The sequence below is a fragment of the Mammaliicoccus sp. B-M6 genome (assembly GCF_022386965.1).
GTDB classification, from domain to species: Bacteria; Bacillota; Bacilli; order Staphylococcales; family Staphylococcaceae; genus Mammaliicoccus; species Mammaliicoccus sciuri_A.
Window position 1 is genome coordinate 1 of sequence record NZ_JAJNHJ010000007.1, and the last position, 14,255, is coordinate 14,255.

Below are 14,255 nucleotides of genomic sequence, written 5' to 3' on the forward strand. Positions count from 1 at the left end.
GCTTATCTCCCAAAAATTACAGGAGACAAACCTTTGAAATAATATACTAATTAAGGTTTAGATTTTTGGGTTCAGTACAGTCATGGCTTAACGCTCTAATTAAGCCGAGAGATTGTCCAAGTCATAGCTTAACTCCCTACTTAAGCCAAGAGATATTAGATCTAGTCCAAACCATACATCCCCACCTTTCTCCAAACCAAAAAACCACCTGCTCTGCAGGTGGTTTCCTCTTTCCTACTATCTATTTATTTCGTTTGCCCCAATATTGATAGTACGTACATTCGATATAGCCGTTAAAGAGTTTTCTTCTTTTTGTGGCTTTCTTACCTACTAATGGTTCAAATTCTTTATAGCTTGTAAGCATATATAATGATGCTTGGTCGTTTTGTTTCATGATTTCGCCTAAGTGTTTGTACATTGCTTCTACTTCACTTCGTTCACCGATACGTTCGCCATATGGTGGGTTCCCGATTATTGAAACGGGTCCTTCTGGTACTTCTAGGTTATGAACATCTTGGACTTTAAATTGAATGATGTCCCCTAACCCAACTTCTGTTGCGTTGTCTTTCGCAATTTCAACCATTTTAGGATCGATATCACTTGCTATGATATTAATTTCTTTATCATATAATGCCGCATCATCTGCTTCTTGTCTTAATTGGTCATATAATCCTTCTGGTATGATATCCCAATCTTCACTCGCAAAATCACGGTTAAATCCTGGTGCAATATTTTGAGCGATGAGTGCTGCTTCTATTGCAAGTGTACCTGAACCACAGAATGGATCGATAAATGGTGTTTCACCGCTCCAGTTTGTTAATCTTACAAGTGCTGCAGCTAATGTTTCTTTCATTGGTGCGTCACCTTGTGCTAAACGGTAACCTCTTTTATGAAGTCCTGAACCTGAAGTGTCGATTGTTAATAAAGCTTCGTCTTTCAGCAATGATACTTCAACTTGGTATTTACTACCTGTTTCATCGATCCAACCTTTAATTTGATACGCATGTTTCAATCTCTCAACTATCGCTTTTTTAACGATTGCTTGACAGTCGGATACGCTGAATAATTTAGATTTAACACTTTTACCTTGAACTGGGAACATACCTTGAGCGCCAATTACATCTTCCCATGGTAATGATTTCGTCTTTTCGAATAATTCGTCAAAAGTTGTTGCATGGAAACGTCCTACTACGATTTTGACTCTGTCAGCAGTTCTTAACCATAAATTTGATTTAACGATTGCTGTTTCATCACCTTCAAAAAGTACGCGACCGTTTTCTACTTTTGTTTCATATCCTAATTCTTGAACTTCTCTAGCAACAATTGATTCTAATCCCATTGGACTAGTAGCGAGTAATTGATACATGCATATACTCCTTTATATTTAAATTATAATTATTTACAAATAAAAAGCTCTCCTACTTGGGAGAGCGACACTAGTAAGTGATAAATCTGTAAGCCATGTTTTGTCCTTTAGTACTGCTAACGTGTACTAGTTACACTCGTACGCCAGTGATAATCATCTGTCTGTATGATTACATACCTTCTTATTCCGTTCATTTCCGTCAAAGAAGTGCTCCTACCAATTTTGGATTGCTCACTCGAGGGGTTTACCGCGTTCCACCTTTTACATTTCTGTAAAAGCTACGTCACTGTGGCACTTTCAAACTACTTTAACCATATTATTACTAACTTAGGTTATTTCGTTGCCGTCAATTAATTGCCCTGGCTTATTGTTTCGCCAAGCACGAACACTACATTCATCTCAGAATGTGTGAGCATGGACTTTCCTCTACTTAACGTAGCGATTATCCGAAATACCACTCAACAAAGAATTATAGCATAAACAGCGTTAAATAACTATCATTTATTCGCCAAATACTGCTTTTTCAAGATTAGAAATTCGTTTCAAGATATCTACATTATTAGAATTGTATTGTTGAGAACCTTGTGGTCTGCCTGACGCGACACGGATTCTTAACTGTTCGATTTCTTTTTTAAGTTTAGAATTTTCTTCTGTTAATTTGATGACTTCGTTATTTAATTCAGCCATTTTTTGATAGTCTGAAATAATGTCATCTAAAAAAGCATCTACTTCTTCAGTTTTGAAACCTCTTAAACCTCTTTCAAATTCCTTTTCATAAATATCTTTTGCAGATAGCTTTAATGTTACATCAGCCATTTTTACACCTCATTTAATATGATTCGTTGTCATTATTATAATTAAATTCCATAAAGTCTTGTAAATCCATGAATGTAATAACATTATAAGTATAGTTTGTCTTTTCAGCAAAATCAACTAACTTACTTTTGAAGTATTTAGGTGATGCTTCTTGTTCATCATCATAAAATAATATCGTCTTATCCGTATTATCGAGTATAAATTCATTGGCTTGTTGAAATTGGAACCCACCTTGATACTCACTTTGATGAATCGCATTGACATAGTCTGCATGTGTAACAATATTTTGGTAAGCTTGTTGGTTTGTTTCGTTCCATTTATTATAATGGTTTAAAAATGGTGTCAATATCGCAAGTTTCAATTGAGGGAATTTATTTTTCATTTCAATTGTCACTTCTGCTGCCCAAAGCTCAAATCCTAATTGACCTGAAATGATGACCCACTCCATACCTTCTTCTATTTCTTGCTCAATGATTTCTTTAAGATATGCTTTGATGACTTTTACTTCAGCCTGATCATTTTTGAAAATATTCAGTTCGAACGGTTTGTATCCTGTAAAATATACAGACGTCATGATAAATCACCTATATGGGTATAAATATAATTTAAATCATGTTGTACGGCTTTATGCTTTTCAAAGAAGAGTTTCTTACTTGTACGTTTATAATGGCATTCTACAGACAATTCTTTGTAGTTACTAATTAAGAGTTGGAATTTCTGTTCATTCATATATTGTAATTTCAATACGGCATCTTGATGTACAGCAAGTTTGTCTAGCAGAACATCGACTTGTTCTACAAATGGTACGACATCTTTATAAAAGTCGTATTCATGATCGTCCTTCGCATGTTGGAAAATATCTAGCATGTCATTTAATTTATTTAAAAGTTCTTGTATCATCGCTACACCTACTATTAATGAAGTTTGTATTTTAAATGTGCTCACGATAAAATGATAACATAACTAGAAAAGTTCTAGAATATTTATGTATCATAAAAAACTTTTGTAACTTATAATGAAATAAGGTATAATATTTAGAGTTTTATGATATGAAGCTAGGTGATGAATTTGAATTATCCAAACGGAAAAAAAGTAACAAAAAATACTTCTAAAGTCTCAATCCAAGATGACCCTAAATATAGTAGAATACAATATGGTAAACGGGGTATGAGATTAGAGGAGGAAATTGATAAATCCAATGAATACTTCAGATTAGAAAATATAGCAGTTATTCATAAGAAACCGACACCTATTCAAATTGTTGATGTTGACTACCCTAAAAGACAAAAAGCTGTCATTAAAGAAGCTTATTTTAGAAAGCCTTCAACAACAGATTATAACGGTGTTTATAATGGATACTATATTGATTTTGAAGCTAAGGAAACGAAAAATAAAACAAGTTTCCCTTTAAATAATATCCACGATCACCAAGTATCACATATGGAACAAGTATTAAACCAAAAAGGTATATGTTTTTTGTTGATAAAATTTAGCTATCATGATAGCGTATTTTTATTGCCTTTTAGGAAGTTTATGGTATATTGGGACAGATATAAATCTGGAGGCAAGAAGTCCATCACGCTTAAAGAGATTGAAACTGATGGTTACTTAATACCAATCCAATTTAAACCAAGAATTAACTACATAACAATAGTTGATCAATTGATAAAAACAGAAAGTGAGGCGCTCAAATGAGTCAATCAAAAGCTTCTAATAGTAAAAATGGTAAAGAACAACCTAAGAAGAAGAGGAATATCAAAAGGACGATAATTAAGGTGTTCGGTATTCTCGTGCTAGCATTCTTAGCAATGGTAATCATAGGTGTTCTCGTATTTGCATATTATGCTTGGAAAGCTCCTGCTTTCAATGAAAGTGCGCTTAAAGACCAATTACCAACTAAAATTTATGACAAAAATAATAAACTTGTCACGACCCTCTATATGGGACAAAAGAGAGAACATGTTAAATTTGACGATGTTCCAGACCAAATGAAAGATGCTGTACTCGCAACTGAAGATAATCGCTTCTACGATCATGGTGCATTAGACTACAAACGTTTATCTGGAGCAGTTATGAAGAACTTTACAGGTGGCTTTGGTTCACAAGGTGCATCTACATTAACACAACAAGTTGTAAAACGTTCATTCTTAACAGATAAGAAATCCATCGAAAGAAAAGCTCAAGAAGCTTACCTTTCTTATAGATTAGAACAAGAATATTCAAAAGATGAAATCTTTGAAATGTACTTAAACAAAATCTATTACTCAGATGGTATTTACGGTTCTCAAACAGCAGCTAAATATTACTTCAATAAGAAATTAAAAGATTTAAACTTAGCTGAAACAGCTTACTTAGCAGGTTTACCACAAGTGCCAAACCAATATAACATTTATGATAATCCTGAAGCGGCTGAAAAACGTAAAGACACTGTTCTTTATTTAATGGAAAGACACGGTAGAATTACTAAGAAAGAAATGAAAGAAGCACAAGATACACCTATCGATAAGAACTTAGTTAAACGTACAGTTGAAGAAAGAAACGATGCAATGACTGATACGCCTGACAATGAGTACGCTTCTTATATTAACTACGTTAAACAAGAAATTACTCAGAACAAAGCGTTCAAAGGTCAATCATTAAATGATATTATGACAAGCGGTCTTAAAATCTACACAAACATGGATAAAGATGTTCAAAAAACATTACAAGAGTCAGTTGATAACGGTACATTCTACAAGAATAAAGACCAAATTACTGGTTCATCTATAGTAGATACGAAGACTGGTAAATTAGTCGGTATCAGTGGTGGTAAAGATTACAAAGATGTAGTTGATAGAAACCAAGCAACAGACGTTCATCCTACAGGTTCATCACTTAAACCGATATTAGCCTATGGTCCAGCAATTGAGAATATGCAATATGCGACAAACCATAAGTTCCAAGATGAAAGCGAGTATAATATCAATGGTAGTATCTTCAAGAACTATGATGGTCAAGGTCACGGCTCAGTTACAATGGCTGATGCATTAGCAAGATCATATAACATTCCAGCATTGAAATCTTGGCAAGAAACAAACCAAAACGCTGGTGAAAAAGCAGTTAAAGACTTTGCTTCTAAAGTGAATTTAAATTATAAAGATGAAATTGGACCTTCAGAAGTACTGGGTGGGTCACAATCAGAATTCTCCCCTACTCAATTAGCGTCAGCATTTGCGACTATGGGTAATGGTGGTACTTATAACGAAGCAAAATCAATTAGAAAAGTTGTCACTCAAGATGATGAAACAATCAAATTCTCAAGCGAAAGCCATAAAGCTATGGAAGATTACACAGCATACATGTTAACTGAAATGCTGAAAGGAACATTCCAAGCATACGGTTCAGCTTATGGATATGGCATTAACGGTGTGAACGTAGCAGCTAAAACAGGTACTGGTACTTATGGTGATGAAGTATATACTGAATATCAATTACCTGAAAATGCAGCGAAAGACGTTTGGATTACAGGTTATACACCACAATACACTATGTCAGTATGGATGGGCTTCAACAAAGTTAAAGAATACGGTGAGAACTCATTCTTAGGACATGATGAACAAATTAAACCACAAATATTATTCAATGAAGTTATGTCAGAAATCTCTAATTATGACGGTGCAGACTTCGAAAAACCAGATTCAGTAACAGGAAGCGGTAAAAGCTTAAGTGTTGCAGGTAATGAAGACAATAATACAACATCAAGCTCAGCACCTAGCTCTGGTAATAGTAGTAATCAGCAAAATAACTATAACTTCTCAAATAATAATAATAATGTAACAACAAATGAACCACAGACGAATTCAAATTCATCTACAACACAACAAAATAATACACAACAACAGTCATCTACTAATCAGAACGTAACAACTGAAGAACAAACGACAGAAACACCAACATCCGAAGATTCAGATTCAGACTCTGACAATAGTAGTTCAACCTCAGATGCAGCAAAACAAGCTGCGAAAGAAGAGAAAGATGACTAAGATATAGAAAAAGCATCACATCCCGCAAAGGATGTGATGCTTTTTTGATTATAATATTTTCTATTCTCCGCTTTCACGTTGTGCGGCTCTTTTAAGTTGAATCTGATATCTCGCGTTCATTCTAATTAATTCTTCTTTCAATGTTACCATTTGTCTATATCCCATAAAGTGATATATTCTCTCGTTTATATAGTGGTAGCGTTCTTCAAAATTCATTGGTATAACTGGATATTCTTCGATATGCGCTATATCAAACGTTTCTATTTGATTGATTTGTTCTATATAAGCAATGATCAAATGATAATATTGATCTAACAATTGATGTGCTTCATTTGTTTTAAGCTTTTTATTTTTAACAAGTGGTTCTATTTGTTGTTCAAGTTCTATGAAATCATTTTTTTGTATCATGCGCCTTCAACCTTTACTAACCCAGCTTTTAATCGTTTTTGCCCTTCTCTACAATCTGCAAATAATGGACATACTTCACATTTCGGTTTACGTGCTACACAGTGATAGCGTCCAAAGAATATAAGCTGATGGTGACTTTTTGTCCATCTTTCTCTTGGAATGATACTACATAAACGATCTTCAACTTGGCGCACATTGTCTTTAATTCTACATATTGCAAGACGTTTAGATACGCGTTCTACATGTGTGTCTACTGCTAATGATGGTTCCCCGAATGCTACACTCATCACAACATTCGCTGTTTTACGCCCTACACCAGCTAATGATTCTAATTCTTGATGTGTACTTGGTACGACACCATTAAAATTATCTAACAATGACTGACAAAGTTTTTGAATATTTTTAGCTTTATTGCGGTATAAACCGATTGAGCGAATGTCATTTTGAAGTTCTTCTAAACTTACATTTAAATAGTCTTCAGGAGTTTTATACTTTTCAAAAAGCGATTTCGTCACTTTGTTGACGAGTACGTCTGTACACTGTGCAGAAAGTAATACTGCGATTGTTAGTTCAAATGGATTATCATGAACGAGTTCACATTCAGCATCTGGAAACATTTCATCAATAACATCCATCATTTCTAATGCTTTCTTTTTACTTATCATAAGGATTCTCCCCATTTACCCAATCAAAAGTCGGGATTAAATTAACATTTTGCTTTACTTTTTTAGTTTGATTAAACTTTTCACTTTCTTCTTTGGAAGATTCAACAGTCGTGATGTTCTTCTTCTTCCAGTTCAATAAGATACGGTCGATATATTTGATGCTGAGTTTATCTAAACTATGCGCTTCGTTAAGTGCGCTCATAATGAGTTCGTTTGAATGTTTATCAGTATCAATCCAGTGGTTTAATGTTTGCACTTCTAATGGTGTTAATGGTCGACCGAAAGTGGATTCGAATTCTTGGAATAGTTTCTTGAATTGTAAGTTTTGATCTTCTACTGTACCTTGTTGCATTACTTCGTTTTTGATTAATGCGAGTTGTTCATACATAGGATCAAATGATATGAATTCATTATATTTATGTTGGTCATCTTTTTCAATTTTAATGTCTATAATTTTTAATTGAGAAAGTTGATTAATGATATGACTTACTTCTTGTATAGATAATGTCGTGCCACGTTGGATATCTTCTAATGGAGGTTGTAAGTTACGATCATTCTCTTGATCCAACAATTTAATAAGGATAACGAATTGTTTTTCATTTAATCCTAAATTGGCATAATGATCAAACAAAGCTCTTTGAACAACGACTGGCTTTTCTTTTAACATAGCACTTGTATACATTTTTTCACCTACTTCATTATAAAAATATAGAGTCTGGGATCACTATTCAGCTCCCAGACTCGCATATTATTATGGATATAATCGATTTAATAAACGTGGGAATGGTGCAGTTTCTCTAACGTGTTCTACGCCACTTAACCATGCTACTGTTCTTTCAAGTCCTAAGCCAAATCCACTATGTGGTACACTTCCGTATTTTCTTAAGTCAGTGTAATAACTATATGCTTCAGGATCTAAACCATGTTCATTAATTCTTTGATTAATTAAATCTAAATCACTAATTCTTTCAGAACCACCAATGATCTCTCCGTAACCTTCTGGTGCGATTAAATCTGCACATAATACAGTGTCTGGATTTTCAGGGTTTGGTTCCATATAGAATGGTTTAATTTTTGTTGGATAATTAATGATAAATACTGGTTTATCATAATGGTTTGCAATTGCAGTTTCATGAGGAGAACCGAAATCGTCGCCCCATTCAATATCATCGAATCCTTCTTGATGTAAGAATTTAATGGCATCATCGTAAGTGATTCTTGGGAATGGTGTTGAAACTTGTTCTAACTTAGAAGTATCTCTTTCAAGAAGTTCTAATTCTAATTTACAATTTGCCAACACAGCTTTAACGATGTGGTGTACGTAATTTTCTTGAACTTCTAAGCTTTGGTCATGTTTCATAAATGCCATTTCGCCTTCGATCATCCAGAATTCAATTAAATGTCTTCTTGTTTTTGATTTTTCAGCTCTGAAAGTTGGACCGAAACTAAATACTCTATTATGCGCCATAGCTGCAGCTTCTAAGTATAATTGACCACTTTGAGATAAGAATGCATCTTCATCGAAATATTTCGTATGGAACAATTCACTTGTACCTTCAGGTGCACTACCTGTTAAAATTGGTGGATCAATTTTAGTGAATCCACTTTCGTTAAAGAATTCATATGTCGCACGAATAATTTCGTTTCTAATTTTCATAACGGCATGTTGACGTTTAGAACGTAACCATAAATGTCTGTGATCCATTAAGAATTCTGTACCATGATTTTTCGGTGTGATTGGATAATCATGTGATTCTGAAATGACTTCTACACCACTTACTTGCATTTCATAGCCAAATTTAGAACGGTCATCTTCTGTAATTGTACCCGTAACATAAACAGATGTTTCTTGTGTTAATGATTTAGCTAATTGGAAGATGTCTTCTGATACTTCAGCTTTTACAACGACACCTTGCATAAATCCTGTTCCGTCTCTTAATTGTAAAAATGCTATTTTCCCACTTGATCGCTTGTTTGCAATCCAAGCACCGATTGTCACTTCTTGATTGACATAATCTTTAGCTTGTTTAATCGTAATATTCATTATTATTTCTCCTATTCAAATAAATTACCTATAGTTATTTTATCAAATTATGCATACAACTGCTATCTGTTTGGATATTTTCTTAGTTTATCTTGGAATTTATTTAAATCGCCTTCGATAACAGGTATTTCACCTAATGCATTAATAAAGTATTTACTGTAATTACTATCTAATATTCGTCTATCAAAGCAAATTAATAAACCTTGGTCATGTTTGTTTCGAATTAATCGACCGATGCCTTGTCTAAATTTAGTTACAGCGTCTGGCAAGACAAAGTCTTTAAATGGATTGTCAAATTCATCTTTCATTAAATGGTATCGTGGATCATCTTGATGTATAAACGGTAACTTCGTCATCATGACACATTTAATACCTGAAGATTGATAATCAAATCCTTCAAAGAATGATAAAGTACCTAGTAAAATCGTCTTATCAAATTGATTAAACTGTTGTACGAGTTTGTATACGTGTGAATGTTGTTGCTGCATTAATACGACATAATCATCAAAGATTTCAAGTTCTTCCATGTATCGATATGCTTGATACAACATCGCATAGTTCGTAAACAGTACTAAACATTTTTGATTTGTTTCACTTACAAATGTAGATAAATAACTAACAATCGTTTCTATATAGTCATCTTGTTGATGATATTGATAAGTCGGCATATTTTCCGGTACAAAACATGTTGCTTGATTTTTCAAGTCGTAAATATCATTTAAATAATAAGTGTTAAATTGAATGTCTTCAGGAAACATAGATTTAAATGATGTAAATGAATGATTAACGGTTAATGTCCCAGAAATGAAAATATTGCTATTGAATTGCTCTATAAACACTTCATTCAGTAAATCTTTAACTTCTGCTTTTTTAACAAATAGTGAAAGTGTAGATTTCTGAGATATTTTCTTAATGGATACGAATGGCACTTGACCAGACTTAATCATGTTATAAATTTTAGTATATTGATGATAAATATAAATTAACTCTTTCTTGAACGCTTTAACATGTGCGTGTGAGTAAGATTTAAATCTAGATAATATTTGATTGATTGTACTAATTTGTCGTTTAAATATTTCAGATATATTCGCGACATCAATATCATAGAAGTAATGAATTTGTTTATCATCTTCATGTGATTCTTGATGCTTATCTGAAATTTGAGCCATTAAATCATCAAATAATTGTTCGTTTTGTTCGTGCAGTAAATCAATATCACGTTTCAGTTGATAAATATCGATTGGTTCAATAGGATATTGTTCAATGACTCTTCTATTTTCTAATTTATCTAATCGCTTAAATAATTTTTCTTGCTCATTTTTACCTAATAAACCGAGATGATATTTAATATGTTGGTAACTTAAATCATCTGTTACTTGATTAAGTGCGTAATCTTGAATACGATGTGCTTCATCAACAATGATATGTTTGAACAATTGATATACGGTATCTTCTGTACTATGTTGTAACAAATGCGCGTGGTTTGTTATACCGATCTCTACATGCTGCGCACTCTCTTTAATAAATTGATAGTAATGTATATCATTTTTAAACGGTACATAAGTCGTGCGTTTTTGTTCAAAGAAGACTTTTTGACCACCTTTAAGATGAAGCTCTTCAATGTCACCTGTTTCCGTTTCAAGAATCCATACAAGCAACTGCATTTTTAAAATAGTCGCTTCATAGTTGTCTGTATCATCTTGTAATATATTTAAGATTAAACCAAGCGAAATATAATGATCTTTACTTTTAATAATCATCGCTTTTAAATCTAAATCTAATGCATTTAAGACTTTATTAAATTCTTGTTCTAGCAGTTGATTTTGAAGTAACTTCGTATGTGTTGAAACGAGAATATGTTCACCAGTTTCTAAATAATACAACAATGCAGCGAGCACAAAGCTCATCGATTTCCCACTACCAAGCGGTGCTTCAATTAAAGCATTCTCATTGTGCATTAATGAATCGAACAATTGTTGAACGAGTTGATATTGTTCTTTACGATAATCGAAATTAAACGTTTTAAGTATTCTATCATAAGCTTCATCGAGTGTAATTGATGTACGATCACTAGAATGTCGTATTGGCATTTGCTTTAAATAATGGATGTTCTGGTACTTTTTAATATTGCGATTATGCGTTTCGGCACCTTGATGTGTTCTTACAATTTCAAATAGAACGTCCTTTAAATCATGCTTTAAAGATTTAGATAAATAATAAAGTTGTTTAATGGTATCAATCGGAAGACCATTTATTTTTTGAATGGCTTTGATAAATAATAATGCAGTTGCTTTAGCATCCTCATAAGCACTATGCGCTTGGTTTAAATCAACTTTTAACGATTGACTCAATTCACTTAACTGATAACTTTCTTCGTTTGGAAATGCGATTTTAAACAATTCCATCGTATCAATTGTTAATTTAGGTTCGAATTGTATTTGATGCTTTTCGAAATGGGATTTGAGAAAGTTTAAATCAAATAGAACATTATGCGCGACAAATACACAATCTTTCAACAAGTTAAACAATGATTGACTGATCTCTTCGAAGTATGGAGCTTCTTCTAAGTCTAATTCATTGATATTGGTTAATGCTTGAATGAAAGATGGAATTTCCAAATCCGTTTTGACATATGAATGATATGTATCGGTAATTTGGTTATTTTCTATAAATGTTATCCCAATTTGAATGATTTCATCATATTGAATTTGGTTTCCGGTTGTTTCTAAATCTACAACAGCGTATCTTTGCGCCATATTATCTCTCCTATATTTCGATATCTGCACTCATAAATTGGTGTAATTGACCATCATCAGATATCACGGTTAAGAACCCATTATCTTGTATATCAATTGCTCGACCAAATACTTGCTTTTTACCCTCTGTATAAGTTAGTTTTTTGTCCCAAATCATACTTTTACTTTTATATAACTCTTTAATGTCACTGAATGGTAATTCTAAAAATTGATCATATCTCAGTTCAATAGCCTCTATTAATAATTTCAAAAATTGATAAGGTTCTATAGATTGTTCATTCTCTATTTTTAAACTTGTCGCACGTGATTGACCAGCTCGATCGAAATCTTCTTGTGTTTGGTTTAAATTTATACCAATGCCACAAATAATCGCATTAACGCCATCTGTATCTGCAATCATTTCTGTTAAAAAGCCACAAACTTTTTTATCGCCTATATAAATATCATTAGGCCATTTAATTCTACTTTGAATGCCATAATGCTGTTCAATCACTTCTTGAATAGCAAGGCTTATAAATAGATTAAATGTCGACATTCTTTGAATTGGAATATCTGGGCGTAATACAACTGACATCCAAAGCCCTTTACTTTTAAGAGATGACCATTCTCTTTGGAAACGCCCTCTCCCATTTGTTTGTTCATCACTCAAAACAATAAAGTCATGATCAATGTCATTAACACGAGACTTGGCTAACAATTGTGTTGAATCTACTTGTGTTTGAACAATTGCGTGATTCAATATACTTTGATCTTGAAGTGTAATATTCACAATGCCTTCTTGCCAAGTTGTGGGGATTTCTGAGATTTTATATCCCTTATTTGAAATAGACTCAATTTCAAAGCCTTCTTTTCTCAATTGATCGATGACTTTTTTAACTGTTACACGTGAACAATTTAACGTTTCAGCTATATGTTGTCCTGACAAATATTCATTATTTTGATATAAATATTTAATAATTTCACGTTTATATTTTGACATTCTCTCGCACCCATTCTATTAAATCATTTTCTGTATTATCCACTTTAAGGTTAATAACAGCTTGTTCAACTTTATTTAAAATATCTTTGATCCATGGTCCACCTTTTTTATTAAATGTAGCCATCAATATTTGACCGTTAATTTGTAATTCTGATTTATCATATATAGGTAGTTTATCATATATTTCATCAATTACACGGTCATTCATAATTGTAGGATGGATAGAGATATTCAGTTGTGCATTATGCTCAGAAATAAAGTGAATGATTTCTTTCATTTTATCACGATGATACGTATATACGAGATGAATCATATCTTGCTTTGAAATATTATTTTCAGAAAGTGTTATCAATGATTGAACGTAAGATGAGATATCACGCTTTTCTTGATTACTGATTTTCAAACTGTTCAAGCTTGTTAAATCTAATTCGTATAAATAACATAATGCAGCCACCCATAAATCGAAATGGGCATGTTCCGGCATGAAGATACTAGTTTGATTAATTTCTTTGAAAAATGGAATATATTTAAATATTTCTAGTTCATGAGCAGTCTTTTTTGTATCATGAATATATTGACCTTGAATCATTTTTTTAAGTTCAACAACAATTCTTTCAATTGCAATGGCACTTAAAGAATGTGCTGTTTGATGCATGGCGTCTTTAGTATCGTGATCAAGTGCAAAGCCTGTCTGAGCTTGGAATCTTACACCTCTCATAATACGTAATGCGTCTTCTTCCATGCGATCAATAGGTGTTCCGACAGCTTTTATAATTTTGGATTGTATATCGTTTAACCCGTTGAAATAATCATGGAGTTGATACGACTTATCCATAGCGATAGCATTCATTGTGAAATCTCTTCTTGCTACATCTTCATATAAATCCGTTACAAACTGAACAGATGTAGGTCTTCTATGATCAACATAATCCCCATCTTTTCTAAATGTTGTCACTTCATACTGTTGATTTTCACCCATCACAATCATCGTGCCGTGCTCTTTGCCTATTGGTAAAGTCTTATCAAATAATTGTTCAACTTCATCAGGTAAAGCACTTGTTGTAATATCAACGTCTGAAATTTCTTTCTCCATTAAATAGTCTCTTACTGAACCACCAACAAAATATGCTTGATGCCCATTACGTTCAAGTGTTTCAATTATCCATTTCGCATCTTCAAATACTTGATATTCACGCATA

The 14,255-nt window shown here is 32.9% G+C and carries 13 protein-coding genes and 1 other RNA gene; 2 read left to right on the top strand and 12 right to left on the bottom strand.

Going from position 1 to position 14,255, the window contains the following annotated elements; genetic code table 11:
- Positions 1-241: 241 nt before the first annotated feature.
- The 5 genes from LQ693_RS03845 to LQ693_RS03865 form a co-directional block, all read right to left on the bottom strand.
- A complete protein-coding gene (locus tag LQ693_RS03845) occupies positions 242-1,366 on the bottom strand; it encodes a THUMP domain-containing class I SAM-dependent RNA methyltransferase (RefSeq protein ID WP_025905496.1) in 1,125 nt (374 codons plus the stop codon).
- A gap of 84 nt (positions 1,367-1,450) precedes the next feature.
- Positions 1,451-1,820: RNase P RNA component class B (gene rnpB / locus LQ693_RS03850), an RNA gene on the bottom strand.
- Positions 1,821-1,867: 47 nt separating this feature from the next.
- Complete coding sequence (gpsB, locus tag LQ693_RS03855) at positions 1,868-2,182, bottom strand: cell division regulator GpsB (protein WP_025905495.1); 315 nt, start codon at positions 2,180-2,182, stop codon at positions 1,868-1,870.
- A 13-nt stretch (positions 2,183-2,195) separates the two neighbouring features.
- The gene (locus LQ693_RS03860; RefSeq protein ID WP_182461918.1) at positions 2,196-2,759 is read right to left on the bottom strand and encodes an SLOG family protein; all 564 of its coding nucleotides are present in this window, start codon (positions 2,757-2,759) and stop codon (positions 2,196-2,198) included.
- A complete protein-coding gene (locus LQ693_RS03865; RefSeq protein ID WP_107566021.1) occupies positions 2,753-3,082 on the bottom strand; it encodes a DUF1798 family protein in 330 nt (109 codons plus the stop codon). The genes LQ693_RS03860 and LQ693_RS03865 overlap by 7 nt, the downstream gene beginning before the upstream one ends.
- A 168-nt stretch (positions 3,083-3,250) precedes the next feature.
- Here LQ693_RS03865 and recU point away from each other — a divergent pair, with 168 nt between their 5' ends.
- Together recU and LQ693_RS03875 are read left to right on the top strand one after the other, a co-directional pair.
- Complete coding sequence (recU, locus tag LQ693_RS03870) at positions 3,251-3,877, top strand: Holliday junction resolvase RecU (protein WP_037588134.1); 627 nt, start codon at positions 3,251-3,253, stop codon at positions 3,875-3,877.
- Complete coding sequence (locus tag LQ693_RS03875) at positions 3,874-6,204, top strand: transglycosylase domain-containing protein (protein WP_107566020.1); 2,331 nt, start codon at positions 3,874-3,876, stop codon at positions 6,202-6,204. Before recU ends, LQ693_RS03875 begins: the two co-directional genes overlap by 4 nt.
- Positions 6,205-6,264: 60 nt before the next feature.
- Here LQ693_RS03875 and LQ693_RS03880 read toward each other — a convergent pair whose 3' ends face one another.
- The 7 genes from LQ693_RS03880 to LQ693_RS03910 form a co-directional block, all read right to left on the bottom strand.
- Positions 6,265-6,612: a YpoC family protein gene (locus LQ693_RS03880; protein ID WP_107591060.1), complete on the bottom strand. Its 348-nt coding sequence runs from the start codon at positions 6,610-6,612 to the stop codon at positions 6,265-6,267.
- Positions 6,609-7,277 carry an endonuclease III gene (gene nth, locus LQ693_RS03885; protein ID WP_025905489.1) on the bottom strand — a complete coding sequence of 223 codons (669 nt, stop codon included), beginning with the start codon at positions 7,275-7,277 and terminating at the stop codon, positions 6,609-6,611. The genes LQ693_RS03880 and nth overlap by 4 nt, the downstream gene beginning before the upstream one ends.
- Positions 7,267-7,959 carry a DnaD domain-containing protein gene (locus LQ693_RS03890; protein WP_103361640.1) on the bottom strand — a complete coding sequence of 231 codons (693 nt, stop codon included), beginning with the start codon at positions 7,957-7,959 and terminating at the stop codon, positions 7,267-7,269. Before LQ693_RS03890 ends, nth begins: the two co-directional genes overlap by 11 nt.
- Before the next feature lie 69 nt (positions 7,960-8,028).
- Positions 8,029-9,321 (bottom strand): asparagine--tRNA ligase, encoded by a 1,293-nt coding sequence (gene asnS / locus LQ693_RS03895; RefSeq protein WP_025905487.1) that lies wholly within the window; start codon positions 9,319-9,321, stop codon positions 8,029-8,031.
- Between the two features lie 62 nt (positions 9,322-9,383).
- Positions 9,384-12,077: a helicase C-terminal domain-containing protein gene (locus LQ693_RS03900; protein WP_103361639.1), complete on the bottom strand. Its 2,694-nt coding sequence runs from the start codon at positions 12,075-12,077 to the stop codon at positions 9,384-9,386.
- 10 nt (positions 12,078-12,087) lie between these two features.
- Positions 12,088-13,056, bottom strand: a complete 969-nt coding sequence (locus LQ693_RS03905) for a biotin--[acetyl-CoA-carboxylase] ligase (protein ID WP_103361638.1) — start codon at positions 13,054-13,056, stop codon at positions 12,088-12,090.
- Positions 13,043-14,254, bottom strand: a complete 1,212-nt coding sequence (locus LQ693_RS03910; protein WP_107565216.1) for a CCA tRNA nucleotidyltransferase — start codon at positions 14,252-14,254, stop codon at positions 13,043-13,045. Before LQ693_RS03910 ends, LQ693_RS03905 begins: the two co-directional genes overlap by 14 nt.
- Between the last annotated feature and the right edge of the window lies 1 nt (position 14,255).